Genomic DNA, 23,154 nt, shown 5'->3' with positions numbered 1-23,154 from the left:
GACCAGCCCCCATCGATTCTGTCCCGCTTATCGTGGATAATGCGGTCATTCAGCACCCAACCACGAGGCTCTCCATGCAGATCAAATTGGCCAACCCCCGCGGCTTTTGCGCCGGCGTAGACCGCGCCATCGAGATCGTCAATCGTGCGCTCGAAGTGTTCGGGCCGCCGATCTATGTGCGGCATGAAGTGGTGCACAACAAGTTTGTGGTTGAGGACCTGCGCAATCGCGGTGCGGTCTTCGTGGAAGAGATAGAACAGGTCCCTGACGACGTTATCGTGATCTTCAGTGCCCACGGCGTCTCCCAGGCGGTACGAAAGGAAGCTGAAGATCGCGGGCTGAAGATTTTCGACGCTACTTGTCCGCTGGTTACCAAGGTGCATATGGAAGTGGCACGCTATAGCCGTGATGGGCGCGAGTGCATCCTGATCGGCCACGCGGGTCACCCTGAAGTTGAAGGCACCATGGGTCAGTACGACGCCCGCAACGGCGGAGCCATTTATCTGGTTGAAGACGAGAATGATGTCGGCAAGCTGGAAGTGAAGGATCCCCAGCGATTGGCTTTCGTCACCCAGACGACGCTTTCCATGGACGATACCGCTCGGGTGATAGACGCGCTCAGAGCACGTTTTCCGGCGATTGATGGGCCACGCAAGGATGATATCTGCTATGCCACCCAGAACCGTCAGGATGCGGTCAAGCAGCTTGCGGCGGGGTGCGATCTGGTATTGGTGGTGGGTAGTCCGAACAGCTCTAATTCTAATCGGCTGCGCGAGCTTTCCGAGCGTATGGGTACGCCGGCTTATCTGATCGACGGCGCTGAAGAGATCCAGTCAGCGTGGCTGGATGGCGTAAAGCATATCGGTATCACCGCGGGCGCCTCTGCGCCGGATGTTCTGGTGCGCCAGGTTATCCAACATCTCCACGGTTTGGGTGCGACTGGCGAAGAGGAGTTGGCTGGTCAGGAGGAGAATATCGTCTTCAGCATGCCCAAGGAGTTGCGGGTAGTTTCGCTGGACTGATCAGAGGTCAGTCTTGGGCTTCCATAATCCGGATATGCCCGCGATGCCCTGGGCGCCAGCCTGAAAAGCCTGCTCCAGATTGTCAGTCGACAGCCCGCCCAACAGGTAAACCGGGATATTCACCTGCGCAATCAGATTTCGTGCTTCTTCCCACCCCATGCCTTTGGCTTCCGGGTGCGAAGTCGTCGGCAGCACCGGTGAGAGAGTCACGAAGTCTGCGCCGATCTCTGCTGCCATTCGTAATTCCTCTGCATCATGACAGGAAGCGGCCAGCAGATTATTGCCAGCTGGAGCTCCTTCGCGGCCAGGCAGCCGCTCCCACTCTGGTGCGGACCTAGGCCCGAGGTTGGGCGCTTGCACTGACCTTGGTGGGACCGGCGGCCCCGCCGGGAATGGTTCTCCCTTCCGCCATCCGGCTCTGTGCAGCTCTCGCAGCTGCGACGCAGTCACATGCCATCCATCGCCGCTCGCGGGTGGAGTCGCGGCCTTGAGCAACCAGATAAAGTCGTCGCCAAAGCTCTGCATCAATCTGGTCGTCAGCTGCTCATATTTGGCGGGCTGCATAGCTGTCTGCCTAAGCTGAACCATGGTAAGGCCCCGTTTACGGGCATCATCCAGTCCGGCAACAAGCGTTGAACTATCCTCGCAGTCGGGGGTAATCAGGTAGCTTTCCGGTAGTTGTGCGGCGGTGACGATAGGCACATTGGCTTGAGGAAAGTCGTACAGCCTCAGCTCGCCGGGTAATACCCATTGAACAGGCTGACCCTCGGCGCCATGGGCCTCGCCATTGAAATCATCTACAAGCCAGACATCCAGACGCACAGACTTGTCCGGATAATCGTGGTCGATATCAATCAAGGGCCGGGCAGAGGTGACCTCAATGCCCAGCTCTTCTTCCAATTCCCGTTTGAGGCCCTCGTAACGGTCTTCACCCGCGTCAAGCTTGCCGCCAGGAAACTCCCACAGTCCGCCCTGATGCGCGGCTTTGGGGCGCTGAGCAATCAGAATGCGGCCGCTCCGGCGAATCACCGCGGCCATCACATGGATCCGGGTCCGAGTCATCGCGCTATTGCTGCGGCAGATCGCCGGAATACAGATCCTGTTCCAGCTCCTCGCCGGGCACGACGTGTTCTTCGGAAGCCCAGGCCCCCAAGTCAATCAAGCGGCATCGAGGGGAGCAAAAAGGCCGGTCGGGAAAGGCTTCATCCCAGGTGACTGGAGCGGTGCAGGTAGGGCATTGCAGATTCAGGGTCATATGGTGTCTCCGGAAGCCAGTTTCAGGTATTGCTGGTGCAGCGCATCCACCTGCTTGTGGAGCGCTGCCAGGTCCTGATCATTGCTGACTATGTCGTGGGCATGTTTCAGACGCTCTTCCCTGGATGCCTGGGCTTGCATGATAGATCTGACCTGCTGCTCTGGCACATTGTCCCGTAACGCGGTCCGCATGAGCTGCGTTTCCTCCGATACATCCACCACCAGCACACGATCGGTCATCTTGTGCTGCCCGGATTCAACGAGCAAGGGAGAGACCAGCAACGCATATGGCGATGTGGCAGAAGCCAGATCAGTAATAATCTCTTCGCGGATCAGCGGGTGCAGCAAGCCCTCGAGCCATACTCTCTCTTGCGGATCGCTGAAGATTTTTTCGCGTAGTGCGGCTCGGTCCAGCTCACCGGAAGTCTGCAGGACAGCGTCACCGAAACGATCAACTATGGCGTGAAGAGCCGGCCTGCCTGGCTCGACCACAACGCGAGACTTGATATCGGCATCCACAACGTGAATGCCATGTTTAACTGCAAAGTGCAGTGAAACGGCAGACTTGCCACTGCCAATGCCGCCAGTTAAACCAATGATCATTATTCAGAATCCGGCAATTTGAAGATATTTGCCGGTTATTGTGTCACCCCAGATCAGCGCAATCCACCCGGCGATCGCCAGGTAAGGGCCAAAGGGCAGGGGAGTGGCATTCGACTGGCCGCGGGTCTTGAGAATGATGATGCCGAGAATGGCACCCACCAGCGAAGACAGCAGTATGGTCAGGGGCAGGATCTGCCAGCCACCCCAGGCGCCGAGCATGGCCAGAAGCTTGAAATCACCGTAGCCCATGCCCTCCTTGCCGGTTATCAGTTTGAACGCCCAGAACACCAGCCAGAGGCTGAGATAACCTGCTACCGCGCCCCAGAGGGCGGTGTGCAGGTCAGTGAAAAGTCCGAAGCTATTGGCTATAAGTCCTAGCCAGAGCAGGGGCAGCACTATCGCGTCCGGCAGCAACTGTGTATCGGCATCAATCAGGCTGAGACAGATAAGCGCCCAGGTGAGCACCAGCATGCTACCTGCCTGCCAGCCGAAGCCGAATTGCCAGGCAACCACCATGGACAAGACAGCGGTGAGTAGCTCGACAGAAGGGTAGCGCAAGCTGATGTGCTTCTGACAATGCCCGCAGCGCCCGCGGAGTAGCAAATAACTAATAACGGGCAGATTCTGCCAAGCCTTGATCTCGGTATTGCAGTGGGGGCAATGGGAGTGGGGAAGGACGATATTGAATGTTGGCTCCGGGGCCAATTCGACATCCGGCTCGAGCATTTCTCTGCTTTGCCTGAGCCAGGCGCGCTCCATCATGATGGGCAGGCGATGAATCACCACATTCAGAAAACTGCCCACAATCAAACCAAGCAGGCCGGCGAGCAAAATAAAGGCCAGCACATGGCTGGCCAGATAATCAATAAGGGTCATGGTTCAGACGACGGCGCCCAGCTGGAAGATCGGCAGGTACATCGCGATGATCAGGCCGCCAACCAGAATGCCCAGAACCACCATGATCATGGGCTCCATCAGGGTCGTCAGGTTATCCACGGCGTTATCCACCTCGGCCTCGTAATAGTCGGCTACCTTATCGAGCATGCCGTCAAGGTTACCCGACTCTTCACCGATGCCAGCCATCTGGATAGCCAGTGACGGAAACACGTTTGTGGTCCGCATGGAGAAATTAAGTTGCGAGCCTGCGGAAACGTCTTCCTTGATCTGCATAACAGCGTTGTAGAACACCACGTTACCCGCAGCACCAGCCACCGAGTCCAAAGCGTCAACTAGCGGCACACCCGCGGCAAAGGTGGTGGACAGTGTGCGGGCATAGCGAGCCACCGCAGCTTTGTAGATAATGTCGCCAACGATGGGCGCTTTCAACAAAATCCGATCCTGGGCGTCACGGAACTTCTTTGATCGCAAGTGGGCCTGGGTGTATGCGTATCCGATGATGATAAAGCCGATAAGAATGATGAACCACCAGGACTGCAGCCATTCCGAAAGCCCAATAACCATCAGAGTGAATGCCGGCAGTTCAGCACCGAAATTAGCAAAAACTTCCTTGAACTGCGGTACCACCTTGAGCAGCAAAATTGCCGTGACCACAATTGCGACTACAACCACCGCGATGGGGTAGGTCATTGCCTTCTTGATCTTGGCCTTCAGGGCCTCGGTCTTTTCCTTGTAAGTCGCAATACGATCCAGCAGTGATTCAAGACGGCCCGATTGCTCACCCGATTCGACCAGGTTGCAGAACAAATCATCAAAATACTTCGGGTGTTGGCGTAGGGAGTCAGCCAGCGTATTACCTGCGGCTACATCGGTCTTGATTTCAAGGATCAATTTCTGGAAATTCGGGTTCGCGGTACCTTCGGCGATGATGTCAAACGCCTGAATAATAGGTACGCCCGACTTCATCATGGTCGCTAGCTGGCGGGTAAAAAATGCCACATCCAATGGCTTGATCTTCTTGCCGCGGCTGGCAAACAACGTGGATTTCTTGTTGACCTTGGTAACCAGCACTCCCTGCTTGCGCAGCTGGGCCTTGACCAGAGCAGGATTGGTGCTCTGCATCTCGCCGGATACCTTGGTGCCTTTACGATCCTTACCTTCCCATTTGTAGGCGGAAGGCTGTATTTCCTTTACTGCAGCCTTCCTTTTAGCAGGAGCGGCCTTTCTTTTTATCGCTGCTTGTTGCGCCATGACTTAATCCTTGGTCACACGGTTGACTTCCGCCAGGCTGGTCACACCCTGCTCCACCTTCATCAAGGCTGATTGGCGCAGGTTGCGGAACCCTTCGCTCTGGGCGACGTCTGAAATCTCGATGGAGTTGCCATCTTCCATGATAATACGCTGCATTGCCGGCGTGATCTTGACTACCTCATAAATCCCCACACGTCCTTTATAACCATCTTTACAGCTTTCGCAACCCACAGGGCCATAAATTGTGATTCCGGCATCAATTTTTTCGGCGCTGAAACCCTCTTCCAAGAGTACGTCTCGAGGTACTTCCATCGGTTGCTTGCATTGCTTGCACAAGCGCCTGGCCAATCGCTGGGCGATGATCAGGTTGACTGATGTTGCGATGTTAAATGAGGGAACGCCCATATTGCGCAAGCGGGTCAGAGTTTCGGCAGCACTGTTGGTGTGCAGTGTGGAGAGCACCATGTGGCCTGTTTGCGCAGCTTTGACTGCGATTTCCGCCGTTTCCAGGTCCCGAATCTCACCCACCATGATGATATCCGGATCCTGGCGAAGGAACGCCCGCAAGGCCTTGGAGAAATCGAGCCCTTGTTTCAGGTTAACGTTTACCTGATTAACGCCCTCAAGGTTGATTTCAACCGGATCTTCCGCGGTGGAAATATTTCGCTCCACGGTATTCAGAATATTAAGGCCGGTGTACAGCGACACCGTCTTGCCCGAGCCAGTAGGGCCGGTCACCAGAATCATGCCCTGTGGTTTGGCAAGGGCGGTCATGTACATCTCTTTCTGATCGTCCTCATAACCCAGCGCATCAATACCCATTTTAGCGCTCTCAGCATCCAAAATACGCAATACGACTTTTTCGCCCCAGAGGGTGGGCAGGGTGTTCACTCGAAAATCGATAGCCTTGTTTTTGGATATCTTCATCTTGATCCGACCATCCTGCGGTTTGCGTCTCTCAGCCATGTCCATTGCGGACATCACTTTAAGGCGTGCAGCGATACGAACGCCCAGCTGCACAGGAGGTTTGGCTACTTCGTGCAAAATACCATCTGTACGAAAACGTACGCGGTAGATCTTCTCGTAGGGCTCGAAATGCAAGTCTGAAGAACCCATCCGCACTGCATCAAGAAGCATCTTGTTGACGAAGCGAACAATAGGGGCGTCATCTGCATCGCCGCCGACTCCCTCGTTTTTGTCATCGTCCTTGACGCTCTGTACATCGAGTGCGTCCAGGTCCTCGTCAGCCATATCGCCAAGACCGCCAGTGGGGCTGTCGAGAAATTTCTCAATTGCCGCTTGCAATTTATCGTCTTCGACAATGACCGCGTCAGTCATCAAGCCGGTATTGAACTGAATATCGCTCAGGGCCTGCTGATTGGTCGGGTCTGACAGTCCAAGGAAAAGACGCGACCCTCGCTTAAATAGTGGGATGACGCTGTGCTGGCGAATCAGCTTTTCACTCACCAGGTCTCGCGGCTGTGATTCGCCGTCAATTGCAGTGAGATCGCAATAGGGATAACCGAATTCTTCAGCGCATAGCATGGCGAGGTCTTTGGCGTTAGCCAGCTTGTGCTGAACCAGATAGGTAATGAAGGGGATCTTGTCCTGCGTTGCCTGCTTGCTGGCCTTGCTGGCAGCCTGTGCGTCCAGGAGTTGATCCTGAACAATGCGCCGGGCCAGGCCGGAGAGAGCGGGAGTATCCATAGGCTAAGGCTGTCTCGATCCGTTATTAGTAGCATTTCATTTGGGACTATAGTACAGCAGTGCCTGACAGGAGACATAGTCTCTGCGCAAAGATCACCGATGTGACAAATTACGTCACACAGTGACGAGCTAGGTGATGAATTTCCGGTAACAAGTGGTAGCATCTGAAACGCAGGGCAGCGTAGCCGGGCTATCATGGATCTGGCACGGATTATGCATTTAGAAAAGCAGCCTCTAGGCTAAATCACATAAATGGAGTTGACTATGAAAGCTCAAAAAGGTTTTACATTGATCGAACTGATGATCGTTGTAGCGATCATCGGTATTCTGGCTGCCATCGCGCTGCCGGCATACCAGGATTACACTAACCGCGCTAAGGCCTCTGAGATTGTTCTGGCTGCTAGCTCGGCGCGGACATGTGTGACTGAGATAGTTCAGTCTGAAGGTTTTTCAAACCTTGATACTTGTTCCACAGGTTTTAGCTCGACCCAGTATGTTTCTACTCTTCTCGTAGACGCAAGTTCAGGCGAAGTTACAGCAACAGGTAAGAACTTCGGCGAGACAGTGACTGTTACCCTAACTCCGTCGGATACTTCCACAAACCGTATAGGCGAGTGGGTATGTTCTGGTCTGCCTCTTAAGTGGATGCCGGGCTCTTGCCGCGGTTGATTTAGTAGACTAAAAACCCCGGCCTTCATGCCGGGGTTTTTTTATGGTGAATATGAAAAAATTAATAATTTCTCGATCTTTAATTTTACTTGCGGCACTTATGCTGCTTGGTCTTGCATATTATCCAGGTACAACCGGCGCCTTATATTATGATGACTATTCGAATCTCAGTGGATTAACCACCCTCGCCTCTTCCGGAGACATTCAGTCATTCGTGTTTGGTGGACATTCAGGGCCTTTAGGAAGGCCATTGGCGCTTCTAAGTTTTGTGCCGTTCGCTGATGGTTGGCCCAGAAACACACAAGCAGTTTTGTTGTTCAACGTACTCATACATCTGTTGAATTTTCTATTGCTGGTTTACATAGGTCATCGGCTAGTAAAGTTGTCGGAAGCTAAAGTTGTAGGGAGTTCTTTTAGGGTATCTGTCGCAGCTGCTTTTATGTGGGCCATATTGCCAATATTAGCGTCTACGAGTTTAATTGCGATTCAACGTATGACTGGTTTAGCGACCTTGTTTGGTCTTTTTGGCGTGAGTTTGTTTTTGCACGGATATAAGTTTTACCAAAATAGCCCAAATAAAGCGATGTTAATACAGGTTGGAGGCGTAGGGGCATTTAGTGTTCTCTCGGTGTTCAGCAAAGAAATTGGTCTAATATTCCCCGTTTATGCGCTAGTAATCGAGTTATTATTCGCTCGCAAGGTGCCAGAAGCTCAAGCTTTTCAAAATATTAGGCGTTTGACATTACTCCTCCCATTATTAGTGATTTTATATCAGATTTCGCCATTGAGTATTAATTGGTTTGAATATAGCGAACACCGAGGGTACACACCCTGGGACAGACTGCTGACCGAAACTTATATCCTTTGGCAATATCTTTTTTCAGCTTTTTTCCCTCAATCCCCAACGTCATATGGGCCGTTTCACGATTATTTTGGGGTTCTTGGTTTTGAACTGAAAACTATACTCGCAATGTGTGGTTGGGCAGTTATTTCGATTTTAGCTTTTAAAATGAGAAAGCGAAGTGTTTGGCTTTTGTTTGCTTTGGCGTGGTACTTGACAGGGCACCTGATTGAGTCCACCACCGTGCTGCTGGAGCTATATTATGAGCATCGAAATTATACTGCTCTATATGGTGCTGTATTGTCCCTGACTGTAACAGTTTTCATGGTCCGTGGCCGAGTCGGTAGAATTGTTAGATATTCTTATGCTATTTACTGCTGCTTGTTACTTGTAATATTATATGGTCTTACAAATTTATGGGGGCAGCCCGCAAAGGCTGCTGATGTTTGGAATCAAAAGCATCCCGGTTCAGTTAGAGCCGCTTTGCATTCTGTATTTATTGAAATGGAAGGCCTACCCAACGGCCAAGCCAAAAATTTGTATGATGCTAACCAAGACTTTATTGTTAAAGAGAAGCATGCAATCTCATTAAGAATAATGGATAAGACTTTCAAGGCATGTCCAGACTGCATAAATATTAGAATACAAGCATTGTTATTTGCCTGTGTGGTTGAAACGTCAGATCAAATCCTTGAACGGTTCAAATCACTTCTAGAACTTGTACCCTCAGGAAATTTAGATCAAAGTGTAATAAATTTGTTATTTGATCTGCATGAATTTATCGCCTCTCAATCATGCGGTGATTTGGACTACGGCCACCTTTCAGGACTGCTGGATGCTATGATTGAGAATAAGGCAGCTCAGGTACCTGAATACAATACAAAGCTATTTTTCTTGTATGCAATGACTGAGGAAGGTAGGGGTGATATATCAAATGCTCTTACCAAGCTTGATATCGCTGAGCAGGCCGGGCCTCAGGTTGCTCCAGTTTTGCAATATCAGGTTTACCTGCACCTTAAAGACGGAGACAAGAAATCTGCTTACGATGCAGTTAGACGCAGAGAAAAGTTATTAGCTAAACCAGATACGAATAGTAAACTAGCGTCGATGATTCAAGAACTTAAGTCAGAGATTGAAAGCAATGATGAAACTCTCAGAAGAAGTAGTAAAATTGAAAATATCGGTGGTAATACCGGCCAAGAATGAGGCCGCAACCATAGGCACTGTAGTGGAAACTGTAAGGGCACTTGCGCTTGATTTGGAAGTTATCGTGGTTGATGATGGGTCAGACGACGATACAGGAATAATCAGCTCTGTTGCTGGGGCAATAGTTATTAAGCACCCCTATTCTAAAGGGAATGGGGCGGCGATCAAGACCGGTGCGCGACATGCTAAAGGTGATGTTCTGGTATTTATGGATGGGGATGGCCAGCACGATGCTGATTCTATTGTGAAGCTTGTTGATCGCCTGCTTTCGGGGCACGATCTTGTCGTAGGGTCGCGCCAACGAGGATCTCAGGCCAATGTGTGGCGTGGGACTGCTAACCGATTTTATAACTGGCTTGCAACATACATGTCCGGGCATAAAGTGAGTGATTTAACTTCAGGGTTTAGAGCGGTACGTGCAGAAAAATTTCGGGAGTTTATTTATTTATTGCCCAACGGATTTTCTTATCCAACCACCAGCACTATGGCATTTTTTAGGGCTGGTTATTCGGTAGCATATGAGCCTATCCATGTCGCAAAACGGGTTGGTACTAGCCACATCAGGCCTTTAAAGGATGGCACTAGATTTGTTTTAATTATATTCAAAATTGGAACGCTTTATTCTCCCTTGAAAATATTCGCCCCAATTTCACTTCTTATTTTCATGTTAGGTATGGGATGGTACGGTTATACCCTTTCTGCATTTGATAAGTTTACTAATATGAGTGCTTTATTGTTTACCTCTAGCGCAATGATTTTCTTGATGGGGCTAATATCCGAACAGATAACAATGCTCATGTATAAGAGAAGTGAATGAGAAATATAGAAGGTAGTGCTTGGTTGGTCGGGCTTGGAGAGAGCGCCCGGATAAAGCTTGTGTGGAGTAGTTTTTTCTTGGCGGCTATTATTGCTCTCGTGCTGGCAGCTATTTATCTCCTAAAAACAAAATCAAAACTTCCTTTAGATTTAAACTTTTCACCTGTAGCGACCATGTTGGTAATGGCTTTGATGTTGTCAGTATATTTCCTGTCAGCGTTTCTTTGGCAGCGATATCTTCGAATTTACAATATATTTAGAAGCTTTCAAGACATACTAATTGATACCGGTTTTTTGGTAATAGGTAAATATTTCCCAGGAAAAATAGTTGGGATTCTGGGAAGAGGTATTGTATCAAAACAAGGGGTCAAGCTCAGTCGTATAAATTCCATCGTTTCAGTTGGGGAGCAAATTTCCTCCTTGTGTATTGGAGTCCTAACGGCTGGCTGGGTGATTGCGCTAGTTTATATTTCGGGCCTGGTGTCTCTCTCAGTCGTAACTGTATGTTACTTTTTTCTGTTATGTATATCCATCCGATTTTCGACTTCTGTTACGTCAATGGTTCTAGGAAAAGGTTTGTCGGTAACAACAGTATCGATCTATAGTTCCTTCACGCTTGGTATAGGATATGCTTCAACATGGCTCTTTACCGGAATCTCAATAATACCTCTGTTTGGAGAGGGTTGGTTGGCTGGTAGTACTGGCCTTCTGCTTGCCGCTTTTTTAATTTCAGTGATAGCTGGCTGGCTTGCTTTTCTTGCACCAGCAGGTATCGGCGTGCGAGAAGCCATATTTACAAGTTTGGCAGGTTCAATTGTTCCTTGGGAGCATGCATTGTCATGGGTGCTTATGCATCGGCTGATTTGCTGTGTCATTGATGTAATGTTTGGCGTCACATGCGTGGTATTAACAACATTTCGCTATGGTAAAAAATGAAAAAATTTATCAGCGCACCTGCTCCCCGTTTTATTATGCGTTTCTTTGAAATTGATCGCCTGCTCCGTCGGTACGTTTTGTCTTACAAAAGAGCGATTAGGGTCGCAGAAATAGGTCCGGGGCTTGGTGATGTTGCTGCTTGGTTTAACAGTTTTGTTGCTTGTGAATCGGTAGTGCTGGTCGAGTCATCTATAGATGCTAGGGATCTTTTGGTTCAACGGTTTAATGAAGCTAATAATGTAAAGATAGTCGATAGTTTTGACTCTGTAGGGAAGGAGTTCGACCTGATTATGGCTTTTGAAGTCTTGGAGCATATTGAAGATGACCAGAATTTTTTGAGTAATATACACAGCTATATGACTGCTGGTGGGTTGTTTATTGGCTCGGTACCGGCTTACATGAATAAATGGCAAGCGGTCGATGTTTGGGCAGGTCATGTTCGCAGATATGAGCGCTCTGAGTTGAAAGAAAAGTTGGAGGTGGCAGGTTTCTCAGTTATTACTATTGATATATACGGATTTCCTGTAACTAATGCCCTTTACTGTTTGCGAGAGCTGTATTATAAGAAAGCCGCTGTTCTAAGTAGAGATGCAGCCACCGCTCAAAGCGGTATATCTCGAAGTGGACTGCGATTCTTTAATAAAAGCATAGTTTTCTTGTTGCTTTGGTTTTTTAAAAATATACAGAGGGCCCCAATGGTTCGCGACTTTGGCGACGGTTTTATCTTTCTCGCTAAAAAAAATGTTTAAAAATTCATATTGAATAATGCTGTTGTTAACTTGGCTCGAATCACATCGATAGATAAATGAGTGAAATACATTTTTCTGCCTTCGATTCCAATTTTCTCTAAACGGTCCCTGTTGTCCCAACACCAGGTGATATTCTCCGCTAGTGATTTGGGGTCGTTTTGTTTGGTTATCAAACAATTTTCTTTATGCTTGAAATTCTTTACCTCGTTTGTTTCTCCAATAATGGTTGTTCGGGCAAGGGCTAGGCATTGTGATGTTTTTCCGGTAATAACGCGATGCGCTTGCTTGGTGCCACCGAAAGGCCCGCCCAAACAGACGTCTGCCATGGGTATATAGAAATCAATCAGTTGGTCGAAAGGAACGCTTTCTATATATTTGTAGCTCAACGTTGGCGTTCTTTTTGCAAAAGCTTTTTTTAGTGTCTTCTCATACTCCAACTTACCACCAATGAAGATGAAATGTAACGGAATGTCGGGGATAAAAGCGATAGCGTCAACGATAGTGCTAACGCCGTGGAGGGGTAAAAAAGATCCATAAAATAGTATGGTTAAAGATGATTCTACCGGTGTCCGGGTTAGGTGGTCTATTTCTATGGCGCCCACAGGTACTGTCACTATTTTTTTTTCGCTGATAGAAAAGGTTTCTGAGTAATATTTTGAATGTGAGTCAGTGTCAGTGATTATTAGGTCTGCGCTCTTTAAAATCGTTGATTCCACTATTTTAATAATATTAGAAATAATTAACCCTGCTTTTCCAAGTTTACGTTCTTCTACCAATGATGCATATGGAGACATTAGTGCGTCAATAACAATGGGCCTATTTCCTGCAATCAATTTTAATAGCCAATAGAGCTCGTGCCCCCTGAAGCCTAATATATATATATCCGGTCGTCCTCTGAATGCTTGAATAATAAGCTTCAAAGTTGTTTCTAGGTATCGAAAAGTATTTGTACTAGAGTTTGTCGCGACGGTGAGGTGGATTTTTTCTTCTCGTTCTAAGGCCTGGATAATGCTCAATGTTCTTATATATTTTGGAGCCTTGTACGCAAGTGCGTAACAGACCTTTAGTTGAGGAGTTGGCTCAAGATTCGACTGCGTTTTCAATGCTCGTACGCCTTATGTTATGCGGAAACAATTTGTGGATGAATTGGAAGGCGCCCTCGCGTATCGATTAATAGCTTGGGAAAGATTGTTAGATTACCGTAGTTGAATGCGTCATGGTCGGTGGCCAGTACGAGGCAATCATAGGCAGCTATCGCAGCGGGTGTTAGGTCGACCGATTTCAGGTCAAAACTATAATCCCGCTTCTGCGGAAAAATAGGCACATGCGGATCCGAATACTCCACTAGCGCCCCCTTATCCTGCAACAGCGCCATGATTTCCACCGCGGGTGACTCTCTTGTGTCATCAATATTCTTCTTGTAGGCCAAGCCCAATACCAGAATCCTGCTGCCCTTGACCGGCTTGCCGTGATCATTCAGCGCGTCTGCTACCTTCTGTACTACCCAGTGCGGCATGTAATGATTTATCTCACCAGCCAGCTCTATGAAACGCGTATTGATCCCGTATTCCTTGGCTTTCCATGTCAGGTAGAAGGGATCTATGGGTATGCAGTGGCCGCCAAGGCCGGGACCCGGAGTGTAGGGAACGAAACCAAAAGGTTTGGTGGCGGCTGCCTTGATGACTTCGTGGATATTGATGCCCATTTTGTCGGCGACGATCTTCATTTCATTCACCAGGCCGATATTGACGGCCCGGTGAATGTTTTCCAGGAGCTTGGTCATTTCAGCGACTTTAGGCGTGCTTACGGGCACCATGGTTTTTATCGCTAAACTGTAAAGCGATACTCCGAGGTCAAGGCAGCGCTGTGTGGTCCCGCCTATCACTTTAGGAATGTCTGCGGTCTGGTATTGGGCGTTGCCTGGGTCTTCTCGCTCTGGTGAGTACACCAGTGCACAGTTTTCTCCGGGTATGAAGCCCTTGGCGCGTAATCTCGGTTCCAGCAATTCTTCGGTGGTGCCGGGCCAGGTCGTACTTTCCAGACTGAGTATCTGACCCTCACGGAAGTAGGGGAGAATGCTGTCTACCGTGTCCGTTACATAGCTCAGGTCGGGTTGGTGATGACTGTCTAGTGGCGTTGGGACGCAGATGATCTGAATATCAACGTCAGTGGTGAGAGCGAAGTCGTTGGTAGCGATGAACCCTGCCGCCTGGGCTGTTGCAATCTGTTCTGACGTTATGCGCTCGATGTAGCTGTGCCCGCCGTTCAGGGTTTCCACTTTGTGCACGTCTATGTCGAAGCCGGTGACCCTGATGCCCACTTGCGCAAACCGCAGCGCTAACGGCAAGCCCACGTATCCCAGGCCGTAGATGCCCACATGACAGATCCGCTCGCTGATTCGCTTTTCAAGGGTTTCGAGCGATGTATTAGCGGGATAGGTCATGGTGCTGGCATTGTCTGTTTGTTGCTGCGGCATGGGTTGGTTCCTTGACCGTGACGATGATGCTGGTAAGTGATCATTGCAAAGAGGCTGAACAGGAGCAAGGTTTCTTCTGGTCCTTTTGGTCGAGCGCTGTGTGGATGCTCTTGAAGGCCTGCGCTTGGAAAAATAGAGCTATTACTCTATCCTCGATTTCCCAATAAAAATAATGAGGTATCTGCTATGTCGTCTTCCTTATCCCCGTCTGCCGTTGCTTTACTGGGCCTTGCGGCCTGGATGCTGATTTTGTTGTTTGTGATGGTCAATCAACGCGGGCTCTTGGTGTTGTCGGGCAAGATGAAAGTCAACGCATTTGCTCCAGACGGCAGTAATACGCCGGAGGGCTTTGGTCGTCGCCTGGTTCGCGCGCATGCCAATTGTGTCGAGAATCTGCCGTTGCTTTTTGCGGTACTACTCTATGCGTTGGCTACAGGTAATAGCGCTGTAACGGATGGCCTTGCGCTGTTGCTTTTAGCTGCGCGGATTTTTCAATCGGTTATGCATCTGATCAGTACGGCTCAGATTTTTGTCTGGTTGCGTTTTGCCGGTTTTCTAGTGCAGTTGTTGATTGTCGCGTGGTGGTTGCTGCGGTTGTCCGGGTTGGCTGGTTAGGTCTAGCGCTGAAGATCAGGGACAGGGCAAGGCGGATAGCCATGCCCAACCGTGTTCAATCAGTTAGACCCCGTTGATACAGACCTCGGCTGGCGGGCGCTATGTAAATTCTGTTTAAAGTCGGGTTCTGTTTGACAAGGATCAAACGCAAGTGGGTTTGGTGCGAGTAGCGTCTTACCGGACACAGGTCGCTCACAAGGTTTCCCATGGCGCGTATATCGGTTTTTTTCTGGGGTTTGATTGCACTGGTCACGGGCATCTGGTTTATGTCGGACACCCTGTGGGTCAGCCCGTTTGCGTACTTTCCGTTTCGCAAGGTATTCGTGCAGTACTCCGGAATCCTGGCGGTGTTCATGATGTCTGCGGCCCTGGTGCTGGCATTACGGTTGCGATTGCTGGAACGTTGGCTCGGTGGCCTTGACAAGGTTTACCGCGTGCATAAATGGCTGGGCATTGGCGCCCTGGTATTGGCTACTTTGCACTGGTGGTGGGCGCAGGGTAGCAAGTGGATGGTGGGCTGGGGCTGGCTGGAAAAGCCGGCCCGCAGAGGCGCCGGACAAGAGCTCGCCGGCATCGAAACCTGGTTACGCAGCCAGCGCGGGCTGGCAGAAACCTTGGGGGAGTGGGCGTTCTATATTGTCGCGCTATTGATTGTGCTGGCTCTGGTAAAGGCTTTTCCGTACCACCTGTTTCGCAAGACCCACAAGCTGCTGGCGGTGGCGTTCCTGCCTCTGGCCTGGCATAGCTTTATTCTGATGAATTTCGATTATTGGGCCGACCCTATCGGATGGCTGACGTTCCTTGTTGTGGTGGCGGGTAGCGTAGCGGCAGTGTTGCTGCTGTTAGGCTGGCCGTCGAGGGCGCGACAGGTGTCGGGCGAAGTGGTCTCGGTGCACCATTATCCCGGTCTGCGGGTGTTCGAATGCCTGGTCAGGGTGGAGGATGGCTGGCAGGGTCACCAGCCGGGTCAGTTTGCCTTTGTTACTTCCGACCCCCGGGACGGTCCGCACCCCTATACCATTGCCTCAGACTGGGATCCGCAGACCCGTTTCCTGAAGTTTGTTGTGAAGGAGCTGGGTGATCACACCCGGCTGGCCAGCGCGAAGGTGTGCCAGGGTATGCCGGTAACGGTGGAAGGACCTTATGGTGCTTTCAACTTTGAAGATGACAGCCTTACCCAGATATGGGTGGGCGGCGGGATTGGTATTACTCCCTTTATTGCCCGCATGAATTACCTGGCCAGGCATCCGGATCACCGCACCGTATACCTGTTCCATACCACAGAGGATGTCAACGAAGAGGCGCTCGATAAGCTGCGCGCCGATGCCGAGGCTGCAGGTGTCAATCTGATCATTCGGCGTAGCAAAGCAGAGGGCAGGCTGACAGCGCAGGATATCCGTGATGCTGTGCCCGATTGGCAGCAGGCCAGCCTGTGGTTCTGCGGCCCGGTGAAGTTCGCCAGTGCGGTGTTCGGTCAGTTTCGCAAATGGGGCGTACCGGCCAGGCGCATGCACCGGGAGTTTTTTGATATGCGTTAATGGTGTTGGTTGGGCCAGATTTCGAATCAATGGAGATCAATGGGGGGCAGAGTCATCGATCCCTGGGTATCAGTCAGAGCGTATTTGGTCGTTGCCCGGGATCCTGCGTGCGTGGGTAAGGACGAGCCAAGCCCAAGTGATCTGGGCTAAGAGCTCCACGAAAAGCCGGCAAGTATTAACCACGACACGGCAATGAGCAGCGCAAGAATCGCGCCCAGAAAGGCAGCCCTCAGCTTTGTACCCGCTTCAGGGAAGGTCACACTGCCAGTAGAGCTCTGCGAGAGAAAAGCTCATGGGCGACAATGCGAGTGCGAAGATATGGTTCATCCATGATTTCACTTGTTCATACTCCTGGGTAACGGTAATTCGCTTTTGATAAAAACTAGATTGCCTATTGATCGCTGTCAGTGAGAGGGATGGGGCTCTGAAGGGCGCAGCGGAAGGTGTACTCCGAAATGCTGTCCCATTCTTCATTGAGTGCACTGGGGAGCGACTCTGGCATGCCAATACGTGAAAAGCTGAAATCCATGTTACGGACAATCCTTTCGGCGCCCTCGTCGGGCCCTTTTGGATCAGTTATCTCCGGATTTTCCCGATACCATGTTTCCGAGAACCAGTCGTTGACCCATTCCATACCGTTGTCGGCCATATCGTAAATGCCTAACGGATTGGGGGGCAACCGGCTTCCCACTGGGACGTACTCTCCGGTGTCGTGGACTCGCTCGGATAGCTCGGGATGAGCGCTTAGTGGTTGTCCGTCATGGGTAGAGTAGATCCAATTCTTACTGCCTCGGTTGCGTCCAACAAACTCCCATTGGGCCGAGGTGGGTAAATCCAGTGGCAGGTCGGTCAGGCTGCCTAGCCACTGACAATAGTTCTTGGCGTCCTGCCAAGTGACTCGAGCAGGCTTTTCGACAAATAGGCGGCTAGCCGGATCTTGCTCAAAAGGATTTCTTTCCCACGTCTTGGACAGGCCCCGCTCGATCAATGGCAGGTCATTCGCTAGCAGATAGGTATCAAAATCATGCCATGTGGTCTTGTATTTACTCAATGAATAGCTGGACAGAGTTACTTTATGAGGCTGGTCTTCTTCAATTGTTGGCGGGAAATAGGGTCGCCATACGCCATCTTCTCCGACGGCGCCGAAGTCGCCCATGATAAAAGTGCCGCCTTCGATGAAGGCCAGGTTGTCTCGGGTTCTTTCGGTTAGCAGGGTGACGAGCTTAGGCAGATCATAAGTTGCGTTAGGAGGCTGACTGTTCTGACAACCATTGAGAAGTGTGCTGCAGCTAATCAATATCGTTACGAGAGATAGGTTACGCATAGTAGGTTCCCGTCAGTTGGACATGTTTGGCTAGTTGCACTGGTTGGTTGGGGACCGCCCGCTTTCCCCGTAGTTCGCTCTCGATACGGTCTATCTGCAGGCTGGGAAACAGGCGCATTAGATTGCGTAAGCGAGTGCGGTTGTGGGCGAAGCTGCCCTTTGTGCCTGCCGGATTGATGCGGGTGACGGTTTCCTCGTAGTCACGCCAGCTCTGGCTAACTTCAAGGAGAGATAAAACGGCTCTTTCACGGCGGTTATAACCCATCGTATAAGTGTCCCAAAAGCTCGGGCCGTAGTCGAAACAGAAAATGTCCAGAAGACGACCCTTTACTTCAGGAGGTGCGTACCTGACCCAGCTTTCACCCCCCCTGGCGAGGTCGGAAATGACGTTGTTGGCCGTTGTTATGGCCAACTGTTCTCTTTCAAGGGCGCTTCTGTGATCAGATCTGATTCTATTGATATCGTCGCCGATTCGTTCGGCAATTCTTGTACCCAAGCGCACCGTTACGGCAGCATGAGTTGCGCCAGCAAGGATTCCAAGAAAAGCAAAGTTGATCAACTGACCAAACGCATCAGAATCAATATCCTCAACCTTATGAAAATCCACGGTGAGTAGGCTGTTGTAGACGCACTTGACCATAGCCAGGAATGTACCCGCATCTACTTCGGCACCTAATTCTCCAGAGGCGCCAGCGCCTGCTACCAGACCGGCCTGCACGTTAAAGTAGAATTTGTGCGTCCGGGCGCTCCACTTGAGTTTCAACTTGGCTTCACCACCCAGGCCAAGAGCAGCGCCAGCTCCCACTCCGAGGGTGCACAAAGCTGTCCATGCGGCTGGCTCAGCAAGCGTGTCCTGCCATTCCACGCTGCCTTCCAGCTTGCCGTCGGCGCGGACGCCGGCGAAGGCGCTGGCTTCTGCGGATGCAGGACCGTCGTTGCTTTGGCTGCTGCTTGAGCCCCCGGTGCCGCGCAACTGCGGGAGGCCATTTTTCATGTCGACATGCACGTTGGCGCTAAGCAGGGCGCTGGCGCCGGCAAAGCCGGTTAGTTCGGCCTTGATCAGAGCGCGAAACTTACCCAATGATGCTTCCTGCAAACTGTTGAATTCATCTCTATAGCGAATTATCCACTCACTGTCCTCCTCGGCTGGCCAGGAGCTTTCAGCATGAGCTTTCGCTTCTATGAGGTTGGCGCTGACGCTGGCCTTGGCTGCGACGTGGGCATTCATCTTCTTTGCGTCGAAGCCGGCGTTCAGGCTGGCGCCCATGGCATAGCGCATGGCCTGTGCTTGGGTGCCGATGACGATGGGCGGCATGCCGTCGACAGGTGTCCAGCGCGTTGGATCACTTTGCCATTCGAGCAGACACCAGTCGGTAAAACTACTGTGAAGGGTCAGCTTGGCTTTTAGCGTAGGGCTGCGCATATCCTTGGCTATTGAGTCGATCAGCTTCTGACCGTCTACTCTTCCGCTGGCAGGGTCATACCAGCCTTTGGTGCTCGCTCTGTCCTGAGACTCGATGCTGTAGCTGCGGTGGCGCCGCCAACCTGAATCCTTCCGTACATAGGCATAGTGCCGATTGCCCATCAGTCGCCTTATTTCGGTGAGCTGCATGGGCTCGGTTGGCTTGGCGCTGTCGATTACCCGCTCTTGCTGGAGGCGCTCGATAAAGCTGTCCTTGAAACCGGCGATGCTTTCCTCAGTGCCTTCCATTTCAGAGTGAAACTGCTGGATAAGCTGCTCCAGAACGGCCTCCTCTTGCTGAATTTCCCGTTGGTGCTCTGCGGTCAAGGGGATGAAAACGGCTTCATCTGCCTGGTGCAGCAGGTCCACATAGTCGTCTGCGCACTCACTGCAATCGGTGATCTGCCCAACCTCACGGGTTTGCCGGGCGTCGTCTGTGTCAGGCAGTCGGAGGCGCTGTTGCGGATAGATACTGTTGGCATCTTCTATCTCGGGGTTCAAGCGCATCAGTGTGGCGATAGTGGTGCCGTTGGCCCGCGCGATCAGACTGAGGTTGTCCCCGGATTTGACGATATATTCCATGGCTAGACGTCCTTGTTCAGACCAAAGAGCTGTTGTTCGGAGAATGCCAGGCGCTGATCGGCCGTATGGGTTTGATCGCCGAGGTACTCAGCCCAATAGGGACTGCTTAGCTCCTGGGGAAAGCGCCAGGCCAACTCGAGGTAATGGAGCGTCTGATGCTCAAGCCTGAAGCCATAGTCATGGGCTTTTTTGATCAGGGCGGCGATGTGCTCGCGTTGGTTCAAGTAACCCGCATGACCCTGATTGCAGCCCAGGTGATGCGTGGCCTTGTCGATAAATCGTTCATGTTCATCGGTTTGCCATTGAGAAAGTTGTTCCTCGCGAAGTAGGTACCAACCCTCCTCGTTGAGACCCCGAGGCTTGCCGTTGGCCGTACTGACGTATGCTTTCCACGCGCTGCCATCGTGAAGAAGCCATTGAGATATGGGGCCAGACCATGACTCGAATTCTTCAGGACGCATGGTGCTGAACAGTCTGTCGGCCCAGGTAGGGGCGTAGAAACGGCAATAGGCCAGTTGCCGGGAAGGTAGCAGTACGCTGATCAGGCTACGCAGATGATCGGCAATGGTGTCCTTGCCGGCTGCCGAGCGCAGCACTAGACCATAGTCTTGCCAGGTTTCAGGCTTGGCCAGCAATTGCCCTCCCGCACTGGGCTTGACCAGCCAGGGACTGGCTTCAATGACCTTGGCATGTCTGGTGCCGCGAAACAGCGGTACGATTGTGGGGTGGTCATCATGGGTATATGCGGTGAATGGTACGTCCATGTTCAAACCATCCAGCAACAGGTAGCAATCGTCGGAATAATCAGGAGCTGATGCCTGCCGTACATTCATGCGCTCAGACATGGACAAGCCTCCAATGGGCAGTGGCCATCCGGTTGGCGGTGACACTGGCTGGAGAGGAGCAGGTTATCTCTGGCCGCTGACTTGAGCCGGGACAGATCATTTGGCTGTGCATTCAGCGTCAATTGCCCTGCGACAGCCCGATCGGCAGCGCCAGGTATAGTAGGTAGTTGAATGCTTACGCCCGATCCCCGCCCGGCACTTCCCCCCGCATTAATCTTGACCGCCGGCCCGATCAGCGTCACCCCACTGGGATCAAGCTTCAGAAACGAGCCGCCACCTTTGGCGGTGAGTTCCATACCCGCATCAATCACAACCTTGTCGCCGGCGTAATAGTGAATTTCGTTACCTGCCTGGATGAACTGGCCGGTGCCGAGCTTGATGTGTTGGCTGGTGCCGACTGTCAGATGATCGTTGGCCTTGATCTCGGTTTTGCGATCGCTGTGGGTGGTGTGGTGCTCTTCGGCCATGAACTCGGTGTAGCTGTTGGCCTCCACACGATCGTGGCGTTCGTTGCCGACGCGGATCTTCTTGTCGTTCTCAATGTTTTCATCCCAGTCGCGCTGGGCGTGGATGTAGATCTGCTCCTGATCTTTCCTGTCTTCGATTCGCAGCTCGTTGTAGCCGCCACCACCCGGGGAACTGAGGGTCTTGAACACGCTGCGGGTTTTGTTGGCGGGTAGTTCATACGGGACTGGGTGGGTCTTGTGGTAGAGGCAGCCGGTGACCAGTGGCTGGTCCGGGTCGCCTTCGAGGAAGGTGATCAGTACTTCCATCCCTACTCTCGGGATGGCGATGCCGCCGTATTGATTGCCTGCCCAGCTGGACGAAACTCTAAGCCAGCAGCTCGTGCGCTCGTCGCCCTGGCCTTCGCGATCCCAGTGGAATTGCACCTTGATGCGACCGTACCTGTCGCAGTGGATCTCTTCGCCTACTGGGCCGGTAACCACGGCGGTCTGGGTGCCGAGCACTTTGGGTTTGGGGTGGTCGAGTTGCGGGCGGTAATGAATATCCCAAGGGGCAGCGGTGAATTGGTTGCGGTAGCCCTGAGTAAAACCGTCTGACTCCTTGGTATCACTGGTGACGGACTCTTCCAGTACCTGGGGCTGCTTGCCCTCGTGCCGAATGCTGAGGACTAGCCACAGGTCGTTCCATTCGGTGCGTGGATGCTCTGACAGGGTCAGGAAATGGCCGGTGACCAATGTGGGGACATCGCTTTTGCCCTCGGCGAGGCGGTAGTCGCTGCGGTGGCGTTCCAGGCTGCGTTTGGCTAGCTGTTTGCCGCGGGCGCGTTCGGTAAAGCGGCCGGGGTAGTCGTAGTCTTCCAGGTCGGGCAGGGGGGTGGGTGGCTGTTCGCTTTCGGCTGGCTGCTGTGCTTTGTGTGCGGCTTCCATCACCAGGTGAGGCTTTTCAAAGTCGTAATCGCGGCGGGTCACTCTGGTGGGGCGGGTTTCGAAGCGCATGGCGAAGCGTTTGATCACCGGCTCGTCGGCAACAAGGCCACTGTCTTGTATGTAAGCGGTGGGGCGATCCAGCTTGGGAAAGCCGGTCTGATCATCACCGAACACCAACAGGTGGTTATCGGTGCTGTGTTCAAAGTGGTAATGGATGCCTTCTTCTTCACACAGACGCTGGATGAAATGCAGATCGGTTTCGTCGTATTGGGTGCAGTAGACCCGCTGGGGGTATTCGCTGTTGAGCTGGAAGCGGAATGTATCTGCCTGGATGCCATGGTCGTTCAATACCCGGGCGATGATCTGCGGCACGGTGAGATGCTGAAAGATGCGCTGGTTGGTACGGTGGCCGAGGTAATACAAATGTGGCACCAGGTCGATGTGGTAACGGGTCAGGCGCTTGCCGGCGTCGCCCTGGGCAACGCGGTGGATCAGGCCATGGATGCCTTTACCCTCGCCGGCGAATCTGAAGAAAACCGGCTGCTGCAGCAGTGCTTCAATATTCAGATCAGGGCGTTCGCTAACCAGTTCCAGCTGGAAGCGGTAGGGCTGGCTGATGGCTTCGGTGCCGGTGAATGACAGCACTTTGAAGTCGTGGGCGATGCCTGAGATTTCCAGCGTAAAAGCGGCCATGTTGGCAGGGGCGAACATCCATTGTTCCTTGTGCTTGGGCTGTGGAGCGGCAGCATTATTGCAGATCGAGAAAATGAAAAACGTGAGGTGGTCGGCAAAACGGGCAGCGGTTGGAGGTTTCGCCAGACGTTGGTTGGAGGTGCGGGATAGAGCTGGCAAAGTGCGCAAGAATTGGCGCAGTTGGTTGTGGCCGGGAAGGTTGTTGAGCCGGTCACATAGGTAACACCACAAACCGGCCACATAGGTAACACCTATGTTGGCCGTATTACTCGTCCCC

20 protein-coding genes are annotated in these 23,154 nt (G+C 51.8%); 8 read left to right on the top strand and 12 right to left on the bottom strand.

Annotated elements, in window-relative coordinates; translation table 11 throughout:
- Positions 1 to 74 precede the first annotated feature (74 nt).
- Complete coding sequence (gene ispH, locus IEV54_RS12215) at positions 75 to 1,022, top strand: 4-hydroxy-3-methylbut-2-enyl diphosphate reductase (protein WP_150278169.1); 948 nt, start codon at positions 75 to 77, stop codon at positions 1,020 to 1,022.
- On the opposite strand, the gene mutT is transcribed toward ispH, so the two are convergent.
- From mutT to pilB, 6 genes are read right to left on the bottom strand one after another with little or no spacing between them, the layout of a single operon-like run.
- Positions 1,023 to 2,084, bottom strand: a complete 1,062-nt coding sequence (gene mutT / locus IEV54_RS12210; RefSeq protein WP_150278170.1) for an 8-oxo-dGTP diphosphatase MutT — start codon at positions 2,082 to 2,084, stop codon at positions 1,023 to 1,025.
- A 4-nt stretch (positions 2,085 to 2,088) separates the two neighbouring features.
- Positions 2,089 to 2,277, bottom strand: coding sequence for a DNA gyrase inhibitor YacG (gene yacG, locus IEV54_RS12205; RefSeq protein WP_150278171.1), 189 nt, complete (start codon positions 2,275 to 2,277; stop codon positions 2,089 to 2,091).
- Positions 2,274 to 2,879, bottom strand: a complete 606-nt coding sequence (gene coaE / locus IEV54_RS12200) for a dephospho-CoA kinase (RefSeq protein WP_150278172.1) — start codon at positions 2,877 to 2,879, stop codon at positions 2,274 to 2,276. The genes yacG and coaE overlap by 4 nt, the downstream gene beginning before the upstream one ends.
- Before the next feature lie 3 nt (positions 2,880 to 2,882).
- Positions 2,883 to 3,755 carry a prepilin peptidase gene (locus IEV54_RS12195; RefSeq protein ID WP_150278173.1) on the bottom strand — a complete coding sequence of 291 codons (873 nt, stop codon included), beginning with the start codon at positions 3,753 to 3,755 and terminating at the stop codon, positions 2,883 to 2,885.
- A gap of 3 nt (positions 3,756 to 3,758) precedes the next feature.
- Positions 3,759 to 5,027 carry a type II secretion system F family protein gene (locus IEV54_RS12190; RefSeq protein WP_150278174.1) on the bottom strand — a complete coding sequence of 423 codons (1,269 nt, stop codon included), beginning with the start codon at positions 5,025 to 5,027 and terminating at the stop codon, positions 3,759 to 3,761.
- 3 nt (positions 5,028 to 5,030) lie between these two features.
- Complete coding sequence (gene pilB / locus IEV54_RS12185) at positions 5,031 to 6,734, bottom strand: type IV-A pilus assembly ATPase PilB (RefSeq protein ID WP_150278175.1); 1,704 nt, start codon at positions 6,732 to 6,734, stop codon at positions 5,031 to 5,033.
- A gap of 264 nt (positions 6,735 to 6,998) precedes the next feature.
- On the opposite strand from pilB, the gene IEV54_RS17440 reads away from it, so the two are divergent.
- The 5 genes from IEV54_RS17440 to IEV54_RS12160 are packed head-to-tail and all read left to right on the top strand — an operon-like array spanning position 6,999 to position 11,951.
- Positions 6,999 to 7,403, top strand: a complete 405-nt coding sequence (locus IEV54_RS17440; RefSeq protein ID WP_150278176.1) for a pilin — start codon at positions 6,999 to 7,001, stop codon at positions 7,401 to 7,403.
- 52 nt (positions 7,404 to 7,455) lie between these two features.
- A complete protein-coding gene (locus tag IEV54_RS12175) occupies positions 7,456 to 9,450 on the top strand; it encodes a hypothetical protein (RefSeq protein WP_190325447.1) in 1,995 nt (664 codons plus the stop codon).
- Positions 9,386 to 10,267 (top strand): glycosyltransferase family 2 protein, encoded by an 882-nt coding sequence (locus IEV54_RS12170; RefSeq protein WP_223825475.1) that lies wholly within the window; start codon positions 9,386 to 9,388, stop codon positions 10,265 to 10,267. The genes IEV54_RS12175 and IEV54_RS12170 overlap by 65 nt, the downstream gene beginning before the upstream one ends.
- The gene (locus tag IEV54_RS12165; protein WP_150278178.1) at positions 10,264 to 11,202 is read left to right on the top strand and encodes a hypothetical protein; all 939 of its coding nucleotides are present in this window, start codon (positions 10,264 to 10,266) and stop codon (positions 11,200 to 11,202) included. Before IEV54_RS12170 ends, IEV54_RS12165 begins: the two co-directional genes overlap by 4 nt.
- Entirely contained in the window at positions 11,199 to 11,951 is a 753-nt protein-coding gene (locus IEV54_RS12160) for a class I SAM-dependent methyltransferase (RefSeq protein ID WP_150278179.1), read from the top strand. The genes IEV54_RS12165 and IEV54_RS12160 overlap by 4 nt, the downstream gene beginning before the upstream one ends.
- Here IEV54_RS12160 and IEV54_RS12155 read toward each other — a convergent pair.
- Together IEV54_RS12155 and IEV54_RS12150 are read right to left on the bottom strand one after the other, a co-directional pair.
- On the bottom strand, positions 11,948 to 13,054 hold the full coding sequence (locus IEV54_RS12155) for a glycosyltransferase family protein (protein ID WP_150278180.1): 1,107 nt from the start codon (positions 13,052 to 13,054) through the stop codon (positions 11,948 to 11,950). The two genes, IEV54_RS12160 and IEV54_RS12155, sit on opposite strands and share 4 nt — an antisense overlap.
- Positions 13,055 to 13,071: 17 nt before the next feature.
- Positions 13,072 to 14,427, bottom strand: a complete 1,356-nt coding sequence (locus IEV54_RS12150; RefSeq protein ID WP_223825476.1) for a nucleotide sugar dehydrogenase — start codon at positions 14,425 to 14,427, stop codon at positions 13,072 to 13,074.
- Positions 14,428 to 14,613: 186 nt separating this feature from the next.
- Between IEV54_RS12150 and IEV54_RS12145 the strand changes: the two genes are divergently transcribed.
- Complete coding sequence (locus tag IEV54_RS12145; RefSeq protein WP_150278181.1) at positions 14,614 to 15,042, top strand: MAPEG family protein; 429 nt, start codon at positions 14,614 to 14,616, stop codon at positions 15,040 to 15,042.
- Positions 15,043 to 15,248: 206 nt separating this feature from the next.
- Positions 15,249 to 16,580 carry a ferredoxin reductase family protein gene (locus IEV54_RS12140; protein WP_150278182.1) on the top strand — a complete coding sequence of 444 codons (1,332 nt, stop codon included), beginning with the start codon at positions 15,249 to 15,251 and terminating at the stop codon, positions 16,578 to 16,580.
- A gap of 391 nt (positions 16,581 to 16,971) precedes the next feature.
- Here IEV54_RS12140 and IEV54_RS12135 read toward each other — a convergent pair whose 3' ends face one another.
- Genes IEV54_RS12135 through IEV54_RS12120 form a run of 4 tightly spaced genes read right to left on the bottom strand, consistent with a single transcriptional unit; the run spans position 16,972 to position 22,895 of the window.
- Positions 16,972 to 17,904, bottom strand: a complete 933-nt coding sequence (locus tag IEV54_RS12135; protein WP_150278183.1) for a formylglycine-generating enzyme family protein — start codon at positions 17,902 to 17,904, stop codon at positions 16,972 to 16,974.
- Positions 17,897 to 19,948, bottom strand: coding sequence for a LysM peptidoglycan-binding domain-containing protein (locus IEV54_RS12130; RefSeq protein WP_150278184.1), 2,052 nt, complete (start codon positions 19,946 to 19,948; stop codon positions 17,897 to 17,899). Before IEV54_RS12130 ends, IEV54_RS12135 begins: the two co-directional genes overlap by 8 nt.
- A 2-nt stretch (positions 19,949 to 19,950) precedes the next feature.
- Entirely contained in the window at positions 19,951 to 20,793 is an 843-nt protein-coding gene (locus IEV54_RS12125; protein WP_150278185.1) for a DUF4123 domain-containing protein, read from the bottom strand.
- Positions 20,778 to 22,895: a type VI secretion system Vgr family protein gene (locus tag IEV54_RS12120; RefSeq protein WP_150278186.1), complete on the bottom strand. Its 2,118-nt coding sequence runs from the start codon at positions 22,893 to 22,895 to the stop codon at positions 20,778 to 20,780. Before IEV54_RS12120 ends, IEV54_RS12125 begins: the two co-directional genes overlap by 16 nt.
- Between the last annotated feature and the right edge of the window lie 259 nt (positions 22,896 to 23,154).

The organism is Halopseudomonas salina (assembly GCF_014637955.1).
In the GTDB taxonomy this organism is placed as follows: domain Bacteria; phylum Pseudomonadota; class Gammaproteobacteria; order Pseudomonadales; family Pseudomonadaceae; genus Halopseudomonas; species Halopseudomonas salina.
This window is presented reverse-complemented; position numbering and strand designations above follow the sequence as displayed.

Coding starts and splice junctions, on each gene's coding strand:
- IEV54_RS12195 (WP_150278173.1), bottom strand. CDS start 3,755: ATGACCCTTATTGATTATCTGGCCAGCCATGTGCTGGCCTTTATTTTG.
- IEV54_RS12150 (WP_223825476.1), bottom strand. CDS start 14,427: ATGCCGCAGCAACAAACAGACAATGCCAGCACCATGACCTATCCCGCT.
- IEV54_RS12160 (WP_150278179.1), top strand. CDS start 11,199: ATGAAAAAATTTATCAGCGCACCTGCTCCCCGTTTTATTATGCGTTTC.
- IEV54_RS12190 (WP_150278174.1), bottom strand. CDS start 5,027: ATGGCGCAACAAGCAGCGATAAAAAGAAAGGCCGCTCCTGCTAAAAGG.
- IEV54_RS12165 (WP_150278178.1), top strand. CDS start 10,264: ATGAGAAATATAGAAGGTAGTGCTTGGTTGGTCGGGCTTGGAGAGAGC.
- IEV54_RS12140 (WP_150278182.1), top strand. CDS start 15,249: ATGGCGCGTATATCGGTTTTTTTCTGGGGTTTGATTGCACTGGTCACG.
- coaE (WP_150278172.1), bottom strand. CDS start 2,879: ATGATCATTGGTTTAACTGGCGGCATTGGCAGTGGCAAGTCTGCCGTT.
- IEV54_RS12130 (WP_150278184.1), bottom strand. CDS start 19,948: ATGGAATATATCGTCAAATCCGGGGACAACCTCAGTCTGATCGCGCGG.
- IEV54_RS12125 (WP_150278185.1), bottom strand. CDS start 20,793: ATGTCTGAGCGCATGAATGTACGGCAGGCATCAGCTCCTGATTATTCC.
- yacG (WP_150278171.1), bottom strand. CDS start 2,277: ATGACCCTGAATCTGCAATGCCCTACCTGCACCGCTCCAGTCACCTGG.
- ispH (WP_150278169.1), top strand. CDS start 75: ATGCAGATCAAATTGGCCAACCCCCGCGGCTTTTGCGCCGGCGTAGAC.
- IEV54_RS12170 (WP_223825475.1), top strand. CDS start 9,386: ATGATGAAACTCTCAGAAGAAGTAGTAAAATTGAAAATATCGGTGGTA.
- mutT (WP_150278170.1), bottom strand. CDS start 2,084: ATGACTCGGACCCGGATCCATGTGATGGCCGCGGTGATTCGCCGGAGC.
- IEV54_RS12120 (WP_150278186.1), bottom strand. CDS start 22,895: ATGTTCGCCCCTGCCAACATGGCCGCTTTTACGCTGGAAATCTCAGGC.
- IEV54_RS17440 (WP_150278176.1), top strand. CDS start 6,999: ATGAAAGCTCAAAAAGGTTTTACATTGATCGAACTGATGATCGTTGTA.
- IEV54_RS12135 (WP_150278183.1), bottom strand. CDS start 17,904: ATGCGTAACCTATCTCTCGTAACGATATTGATTAGCTGCAGCACACTT.
- pilB (WP_150278175.1), bottom strand. CDS start 6,734: ATGGATACTCCCGCTCTCTCCGGCCTGGCCCGGCGCATTGTTCAGGAT.
- IEV54_RS12175 (WP_190325447.1), top strand. CDS start 7,456: ATGAAAAAATTAATAATTTCTCGATCTTTAATTTTACTTGCGGCACTT.
- IEV54_RS12145 (WP_150278181.1), top strand. CDS start 14,614: ATGTCGTCTTCCTTATCCCCGTCTGCCGTTGCTTTACTGGGCCTTGCG.